This window comes from Streptomyces durbertensis (assembly GCF_014156695.1).
Taxonomy (GTDB): domain Bacteria; phylum Actinomycetota; class Actinomycetes; order Streptomycetales; family Streptomycetaceae; genus Streptomyces; species Streptomyces durbertensis.
This window is the reverse complement of sequence record NZ_WMLF01000277.1, coordinates 1-7,133: the sequence shown is the minus strand read 5'-3', so window position 1 is coordinate 7,133 and position 7,133 is coordinate 1. Positions and strand designations below refer to the sequence as shown.

At 72.5% G+C, this 7,133-nt stretch carries 7 protein-coding genes; 5 read left to right on the top strand and 2 right to left on the bottom strand.

Going from position 1 to position 7,133, the window contains the following annotated elements; all coding sequences use genetic code 11:
- Nucleotides 1-91: 91 nt before the first annotated feature.
- Nucleotides 92-466, top strand: coding sequence for a hypothetical protein (locus GL263_RS17850; RefSeq protein WP_182856722.1), 375 nt, complete (start codon nucleotides 92-94; stop codon nucleotides 464-466).
- A gap of 220 nt (nucleotides 467-686) precedes the next feature.
- Here the strand turns inward: GL263_RS17850 and GL263_RS17845 are convergent, their stop codons facing one another.
- Nucleotides 687-1,619: an EamA family transporter gene (locus tag GL263_RS17845; protein ID WP_182856721.1), complete on the bottom strand. Its 933-nt coding sequence runs from the start codon at nucleotides 1,617-1,619 to the stop codon at nucleotides 687-689.
- 283 nt (nucleotides 1,620-1,902) lie between these two features.
- Here GL263_RS17845 and GL263_RS17840 point away from each other — a divergent pair, with 283 nt between their 5' ends.
- The 4 genes from GL263_RS17840 (at nucleotide 1,903) to GL263_RS17825 (ending at nucleotide 6,337) form a co-directional block, all read left to right on the top strand.
- Nucleotides 1,903-3,174 carry an aspartate kinase gene (locus GL263_RS17840; RefSeq protein WP_182856720.1) on the top strand — a complete coding sequence of 424 codons (1,272 nt, stop codon included), beginning with the start codon at nucleotides 1,903-1,905 and terminating at the stop codon, nucleotides 3,172-3,174.
- Nucleotides 3,175-3,615: 441 nt separating this feature from the next.
- Nucleotides 3,616-4,260, top strand: coding sequence for a SigE family RNA polymerase sigma factor (locus tag GL263_RS17835; RefSeq protein WP_438947975.1), 645 nt, complete (start codon nucleotides 3,616-3,618; stop codon nucleotides 4,258-4,260).
- Nucleotides 4,257-5,225, top strand: a complete 969-nt coding sequence (locus tag GL263_RS17830) for a hypothetical protein (protein WP_182856718.1) — start codon at nucleotides 4,257-4,259, stop codon at nucleotides 5,223-5,225. Before GL263_RS17835 ends, GL263_RS17830 begins: the two co-directional genes overlap by 4 nt.
- 137 nt (nucleotides 5,226-5,362) lie before the next feature.
- Nucleotides 5,363-6,337, top strand: coding sequence for an SURF1 family protein (locus tag GL263_RS17825; RefSeq protein ID WP_182856717.1), 975 nt, complete (start codon nucleotides 5,363-5,365; stop codon nucleotides 6,335-6,337).
- Nucleotides 6,338-6,383: 46 nt separating this feature from the next.
- Here the strand turns inward: GL263_RS17825 and GL263_RS17820 are convergent.
- On the bottom strand, nucleotides 6,384-7,133 hold a 750-nt coding region (locus GL263_RS17820), incomplete at its 5' end, for an alpha/beta hydrolase family protein (RefSeq protein ID WP_182856716.1).

Genomic DNA, 7,133 nt, shown 5'->3' with positions numbered 1-7,133 from the left:
ACCCCCACCCGGGCGAACAGCCCGACCCCGGTCGACCGTGAAGATCGCCGTCGACTCGAACATCCGTGTCCCGAAAGGAAGTCAGTTCCTCATGGCCAGTACCGAAGCCTCCCTCAAGGAAGCGATGACCTCGATCGAGGGGACCATCGGCATCGCCCTCGTCGACTACAGCAGCGGCATGGCGCTCGGCACCCTCGGCGGCGGGAAGGACCTGGACCTCAACGTGGCTGCCGCCGGCAACACGGACGTCGTCCGGGCCAAGGTCCGCGCCCTGGAGCACCTGGGTCTGAACGACGAGATCGAGGACATCCTCATCACCCTCGGCTCGCAGTACCACCTGATCAGACTGCTCAAGGGCCGCAACAGCAACGGCCTGTTCCTCTACCTGGCGCTCGACAGGAACCGCTCGAACCTCGCCATGGCCCGTCACCAGCTGAAGTCGATCGAGGCGGGTCTGGAGGTCTGATCCGGCGACGGCCCGGGCGAGGCGCCCGCCAGGCCGGCGTCGGGAGGGGCCGTCCCCGTCCCCTCCCGACGCCTTCCGCGCCGTGGACGCCACCCGGGCGTCCCGGCGGTCGGCGCGCCGCCCCTCCACGGACGCCGTTGTCCGTGCCGACGTCGGGGCGCGCGCCGAAGTGCGTGTGCGGCGGTCGGCCGCGGTGGTCCGCTCTGGAGCCGGACGCCGTTCAGGCCGGGGCGCCCGCCCGGACCGGGCCGAGGGCGTCCGTGTCGGCGGAGCCCGGCCCGGTGGGCGGTCGGCGGCGCCGGCCGGTCGGCAGCGAGGTGAGCGCGACGCCCCCGACGAGCAGGGCGCCGGCCGTCCAGCCGAGCGGGGTGACGCGTTCGCCCAGCAGCAGCGCGGCGGACGCCATCCCGAAGAACGGCACGAGCAGCGAGAAGGGGGCGACGGCGGAGGCGTCGTAGCGGCGCAGCAGGAAGCCCCACACGCCGAAGCCGAAGACGGTGGCCAGCCACGCCACGTAGCCGAGCGCGGCGAGACCCGTCAGGTCGAGGCCCCTCAGCGCCTCCGCACCGGCCGTCGGCCCCTCGAAGAGCAGCGACAGAGCCAGCAGCGGCAGCGGCGGGACGAGGCTGACCCACACCATCCAGCTGAGCGCGTCCGGCGGGGCCGCCTTGCGGGTCAGCACGTTGGACACCCCCCAGCAGGCCGCCGCGGCGACGACCAGCAGGAACGCGCCGAGCGGCGAGGAGCCGCCCCGGTCCCAGGCGGCGACCCCGACACCGCAGAGCGCGACGCCCATCCCGGCCAGCCGCAGCGGCGCGGGCCGCTCCCGCAGCAGCGCCATGGCCAGCACGGCGGTGAAGACGGCCTGCACCTGGAGCACCAGCGACGACAGTCCGGCCGGCATGCCCTGCCGCATCCCGACGAAGAGCAGCCCGAACTTGGCGACCCCCAGCACCAGCCCGACCGCGACCACCCACCCGAACGCCACCTTCGGCCGCCGCACGAAGAACACCGCCGGGAGCGCCGCCACCAGGAAGCGCAGCGCGGAGAACAGCAGCGGCGGGAAGTGGTCGAGGCCGACCTCGATCACGACGAAGTTCAGCCCCCAGACGGCTGCGACGAGCACGGCGAGGGCGTGGTGGGCGGGACGCATGATCCGATCCTCGCCGGGATCACGGTTTAGAACCAGTGAAGTGTTCTTCACGCCCACGGGTAGTGGCACTACGAGGAGTGCGCGGCCGGATTCCGACCACCCGCCGGTGTGACGTCCCTAACGTTCCGGCGTGCGCCGGGCGCCAGCGGGCAGGGGACAACGCGGAGCGGACGTGCGTCTCACCATGCGGCATCGCAAGGGTGTGTCCATGCCGCTCGTTAGACTGAGCCGACCGAGGGTCCCGGCGAAAGGGCCCGGTGAGACTGAGATACGAGGAGCGCACGTGAGCCTTGTCGTGCAGAAGTACGGCGGCTCCTCCGTTGCCGATGCCGAGGGCATCAAGCGCGTCGCCAAGCGGGTAGTCGAGGCCAGGAAGAAGGGCCACCAGGTGGTGGTCGTGGTCTCCGCGATGGGCGACACGACGGACGAGCTGATCGATCTCGCGAAAGAGGTGTCCCCGATCGCCTCGGGGCGCGAGTTCGACATGCTGCTGACCGCCGGAGAGCGGATCTCCATGGCCCTGCTGGCGATGGCGATCAAATCCCTCGGCCACGAGGCGCAGTCCTTCACCGGCAGCCAGGCCGGCGTCATCACGGACTCCGTCCACAACAAGGCGCGGATCATCGACGTCACGCCGGGCCGCATCAAGGACTCGGTCGACGCCGGCAACGTCGCCATCGTCGCCGGTTTCCAGGGCGTGTCGCAGGACAGCAAGGACATCACCACGCTCGGCCGCGGTGGTTCCGACACCACGGCGGTCGCCCTGGCCGCCGCCCTGGACGCCGAGGTCTGCGAGATCTACACCGACGTCGACGGCGTCTTCACCGCCGACCCGCGGGTCGTGAAGAAGGCGCGCAAGATCGACTGGATCTCCTTCGGAGACATGCTGGAGCTGGCCAGCTCCGGCTCCAAGGTGCTGCTCCACCGCTGCGTGGAGTACGCACGCCGTTACAACATCCCGATCCACGTCCGGTCGTCGTTCTCGAGCCTGCCGGGCACCTGGGTCAGCAACGAACCGCGAGGGGACGAGCCGATGGAGCAGGCGCTCATCTCGGGAGTGGCGCACGACACCTCCGAGGCCAAGGTCACGATCGTCGGGGTCCCGGACAAGCCGGGCGAGGCCGCCGCGATCTTCCGGGCCATCGCCGACGCCGAGATCAACATCGACATGGTGGTGCAGAACGTCTCCGCCGCGTCCACCGGACTGACGGACATCTCCTTCACCCTGCCCAAGACCGACGGGCGCAAGGCGATCTCGGCGCTGGAGAAGCAGCAGCGGGATATCGGCTTCGACTCCCTGCGCTACGACGACCAGGTCGCCAAGATCTCCCTCGTCGGCGCCGGCATGAAGACCAACCCGGGCGTCACGGCGACCTTCTTCGAGGCGCTGGCGGACACCGGCGTGAACATCGAGCTGATCTCCACGTCCGAGATCCGCATCTCGGTGGTGACCCGCAAGGACGACGTGAACGAGGCCGTGCGCGCCGTCCACACCGCCTTCGGCCTGGACAGCGACTCCGACGAGGCCGTCGTCTACGGCGGCACCGGGCGCTGAGCCCGGGCCCGGCGCCGGCCGCCGGGCCGCACTCCCTCCGCGGGTGGCGGTGTCCCTTTCCGGACACCGCCACCCGCGGCTTTTGTCAGGAGGGTGCCAAAAATGTCGGCTGCCTGGTTCCGTCCCGGCTGGGCATAATGTCGAACCTGATGGACATCATGTGATCAAGTTGTGCTGACATCACCTTGATCTGGACCAAGTGTCTGCGTGACGATGCATTCCGGAGCTCCGCGCAACCCGCGCCGGGGCACAGGCGTCTCTGCCTCACGCCGCCAGATCCGTCCGGTGGGTCGAGGCGCGGTGGAAGTGGGGGCCACAGGGGGGAGAGGCGGTTGCTTTGGGTGTGCGTGGCACGTCCCCCAACGCGATCTGTTCGGATCCGTCGGTGAGTTCGGCGGCAGGTGCGTACAACCCTGACGGGGGTCAGCGTGTCCAACTTGCGTGGCAGAGGTACTGGAACTGGCAGTGGCGGTCCCGCTCGGCGCGCGCGGAAGACGCCCGACGGCGGGTGGGATGCCCGTGATCGCGCCGATGCCGGCCTCCCGGCCCGCGCTCCCCGCCCCGCGCGAGGACGCTGAAGAGACCATGGCAGCGGGGACCACGGTCGACCACCTCACCGAGACGTACCAGGCGCACTACCGGTCGCTGCTCGGACTCGCCGCGCTGCTCCTGGACGACACCGCCTCCTGCGAGGACGTCGTGCAGGAGGCGTTCATCCGCGTCCACTCCGCGCGCGCCCGCGTCAAGGACCCGGACAAGACGCTCGCCTACCTCCGGCAGACCGTGGTCAACCTCTCCCGGTCCACTCTGCGCCGCCGCATCCTCGGCCTGAAACTGCTGTCCAAGCCGATGCCGGACATGGCCAGCGCCGAGGAGGGCGCCTACGAGCAACTGGAGCGCGACGAGCTGAAACGCGCCCTGCGCGGCCTGCAGCGCCGCCAGCGCGAGGTCCTGGTGCTGCGGTACTTCGCCGACATGACGGAAGAGCAGGTGGCCCAGACACTCGGGATATCGCGGGGCTCGGTCAAGGCGTACGGATCACGCGGTATCGCCGCTCTGCGTGTAGCGATGGAGACACCGGCATGAGCGAGGGCAAGCACGACGGCCCCCACGACAACCAGCACGACCCGCACGCCGGCGACAGCACGGGCGGCCCGGACGACGCCGGCGGCAGCCTCGTCCGCGGACTCGACTCCGCGGACGAGGAGGCGCTGCGCCGGCTCCTGCGCGACGCGGCCGGCGAACCCGAACCCCGCCCGGACGCGCTGGAGCACATCCGCCGCACCATCCCCGTCCGCCGCGCCCGCCGCCGCAACGCGCTGATCGGCGTCGGCGCGGCCGCGCTCGCCGTGGGAGTGACGCTTCCGCTGATGCGGGCGGGCGTGGTGCCCGGCCCCCTCAACGCGCACAACTCCGCCAACGCCGCGCAGAGCGCCGACGCGGCGGCCAGCGGCGCCGGCGCGGCGGTCGACGGCTCCGCCGGCGGCGAACGGCACACCGGCCCCGACGGCAGCCGCGGCGACGCGAAGGGCAAGGACGACGACCCCGTGCCCCACGAGGACGCGCCCGACCACGAGGAACTGGCGCCGACCGCGCCGAGCTGCACCCGCGACCAGCTCGGTCAGCCCGTGGTGTCGGTCGCCGAGCCGAACAACAACGGCCGGATCTACGGCCACTTCCGGCTGACGAACGTCTCCGACGAGACCTGCCGGATCAAGGGCGGCGGCGAGCTGACCGCCACCGGCGGCGGTGAGACACCTACCACGGGCGGCGCTGACGGCGGCGGTGGTGACGGCGGCGACGGCGGCGACCAGACGGGCGGCGACGGCAGCGGCGGCGCGGGCGGCTCCGGAGGCGGCAAGGTGCCCGACCAGCAGGAGGACATCAACGGCCTCGACACGTTCGGCACCGGCGGGGGAGGAGGCGGCGCCGAGACCGCCGTCGTCCTGCGCTACACCCCCGCCTCCGGCGAACCCCGCCTGCCCGCGGCGTACCTCACCGGTGCCTGCGGCGGAACCGTCTACCGCACGCAGCCGCTGCCGACGTCCTGACCACGGCGACGCGCGCGCCCGCCGCACCCCGCCGGCCGCGCCGGTCCCGCCGACGCCTGTCCCGCCCGACCTGCGGCGGCGGCCGGTAGGCGGGGGCCGGTACGGGCGCGCCGCCCCGGCACCCGTACCGTTGACGTGTGTACCGGTTCCTGCTGACCCCGCGCTGGTGGGCGATCAACATCTTCGTCGTGCTGTCCATCCCGTTCTGCCTCTTCATGGGCAGCTGGCAGCTCAGCCGCTTCGAGGACCGCGTCGACTCCCACCGCACCCACCAGGGACAGACGGAACAGGCCGCCCAGCAGCCCGCCGAACCCCTCGCCGAGCTGCTGCCCGTCTCCCGGCAGACCTCCGGCCGGATCGCCGAGGCCACCGGCAGCTACGACACCCAGCACCAGTTCCTCTCCCCGGGCCGCACCCTCGACGGCGAACGCGGCTCCTACGTCGTCAGCCTGCTGCGGCTCGACGCCGACCCCGGCGCGAAGGACGGCCACGGCGCGGCGCTGCCGGTGGTCAGGGGCTGGCTGCCGGGCGACCCGGACCCGTCCGACGTCCCGCCGCCACCGTCCGGCCGCACCACCGTCACCGGCGCACTCCAGTCGAACGAGACGATCGGCGACACCACCGGCCTCGGTGAGGGGCGCATCGGCCGGGTCAGCGCCGCCGTCCTGGTCAACCTCGTGCCCTACGACGTCCAGGACGCCTGGATCACCGTGCAGGACCCGAAACTGCTGCCGGAACCGCTGAAGGCCGTACCGCCGACCCTGCCCAAGGGCTCGGGACTGGACCTCAAGGCGTTCCAGAACCTCGGCTACTCGGCCGAGTGGTTCGCCTTCGTGGGGTTCGCGCTCTTCATGTGGTTCCGCTTCTTCCGGCGGGACCTGGAGCTCGCCCGGGACGCCGAACTGGGCATCACCGCGAGCGGCGGCACACCGGGCGGCGGCACGTCGCCGAAGCCGGGCGCCGCCGCGGACGCCGACACCTCGCCGAACGCCGCGGACGCCGACGCCTCGCCGAACGCCGGAGGCGCCGCCGACAGCGACGCCCCCGGCCCGGCCGCCGCCGGCACCGCCGGCCGGGCAGCCGAGCCGGTCGACGCGCCGCAGGCGGGCTGAGGCACCGGCCGAGCCGGCGAACGCCCGGCCCTCAGCGCTTCCGGCGTCAGCGCCCGTCAGCGTCAGCGTCCGGCAGGTGCCGGCGGGCGAAGTCCAGCTCGAGGCCGACCTGCTTCACCCGCTCGGCCACCACCAGCGAGCCGTGCCCGGCGTCGTACCGGTACACCTCGTGCGGGTGCCCGCGCCCGACCAGCCGCTCGACGTAGTTCTCCACCTGCCGGATCGGGCAGCGCGGGTCGTTGACGCCCGCCGAGATGTACACCGGCGCCCGCACCCGGTCCACGTACGTCAGCGGCGACGACGCCGCGAACCGCTCCGGCACCTCGTCGGGCCCGCCGCCGAACAGCGTCCGGTCGAGGGACTTCAGCGCCTCCATCTCGTCGTGGTAGGCGGTCACGTAGTCGGCGACCGGCACGGCCGCGATCCCCACCGCCCAGTCGTCCGGCTGCGTGCCGAGTCCCAGCAGCGTCAGGTAGCCGCCCCAGGAGCCGCCGGTCAGCACCAGCCGCCGGGGGTCGGCCAGCCCGGACTCGACCGCCCAGGCGCGGACCGCCGCGATGTCCTCCAGCTCGATGAGCCCGACGCGGTGCTTGAGCGCGTCCGTCCACTCCCGGCCGTAGCCGGTGGAGCCCCGGTAGTTGACCCGTACGACGGCGTAGCCGTGGTCGACCCAGGCCGCCGGCTGGGCGGCGAACGCGTCGCTGTCGTGCCAGGTCGGACCGCCGTGGATGTCGAAGACGGTCGGGAACGGGCCCTCGCCCTCCGGCTTCTGCACCAGCGCGTGCACCCGCCCGCC

Bases quoted from the DNA above. Each gene is read 5' to 3' on its own strand.
- GL263_RS17850 (WP_182856722.1), top strand. From the start codon at position 92: ATGGCCAGTACCGAAGCCTCCCTCAAGGAAGCGATGACCTCGATCGAG.
- GL263_RS17845 (WP_182856721.1), bottom strand. From the start codon at position 1,619: ATGCGTCCCGCCCACCACGCCCTCGCCGTGCTCGTCGCAGCCGTCTGG.
- GL263_RS17830 (WP_182856718.1), top strand. From the start codon at position 4,257: ATGAGCGAGGGCAAGCACGACGGCCCCCACGACAACCAGCACGACCCG.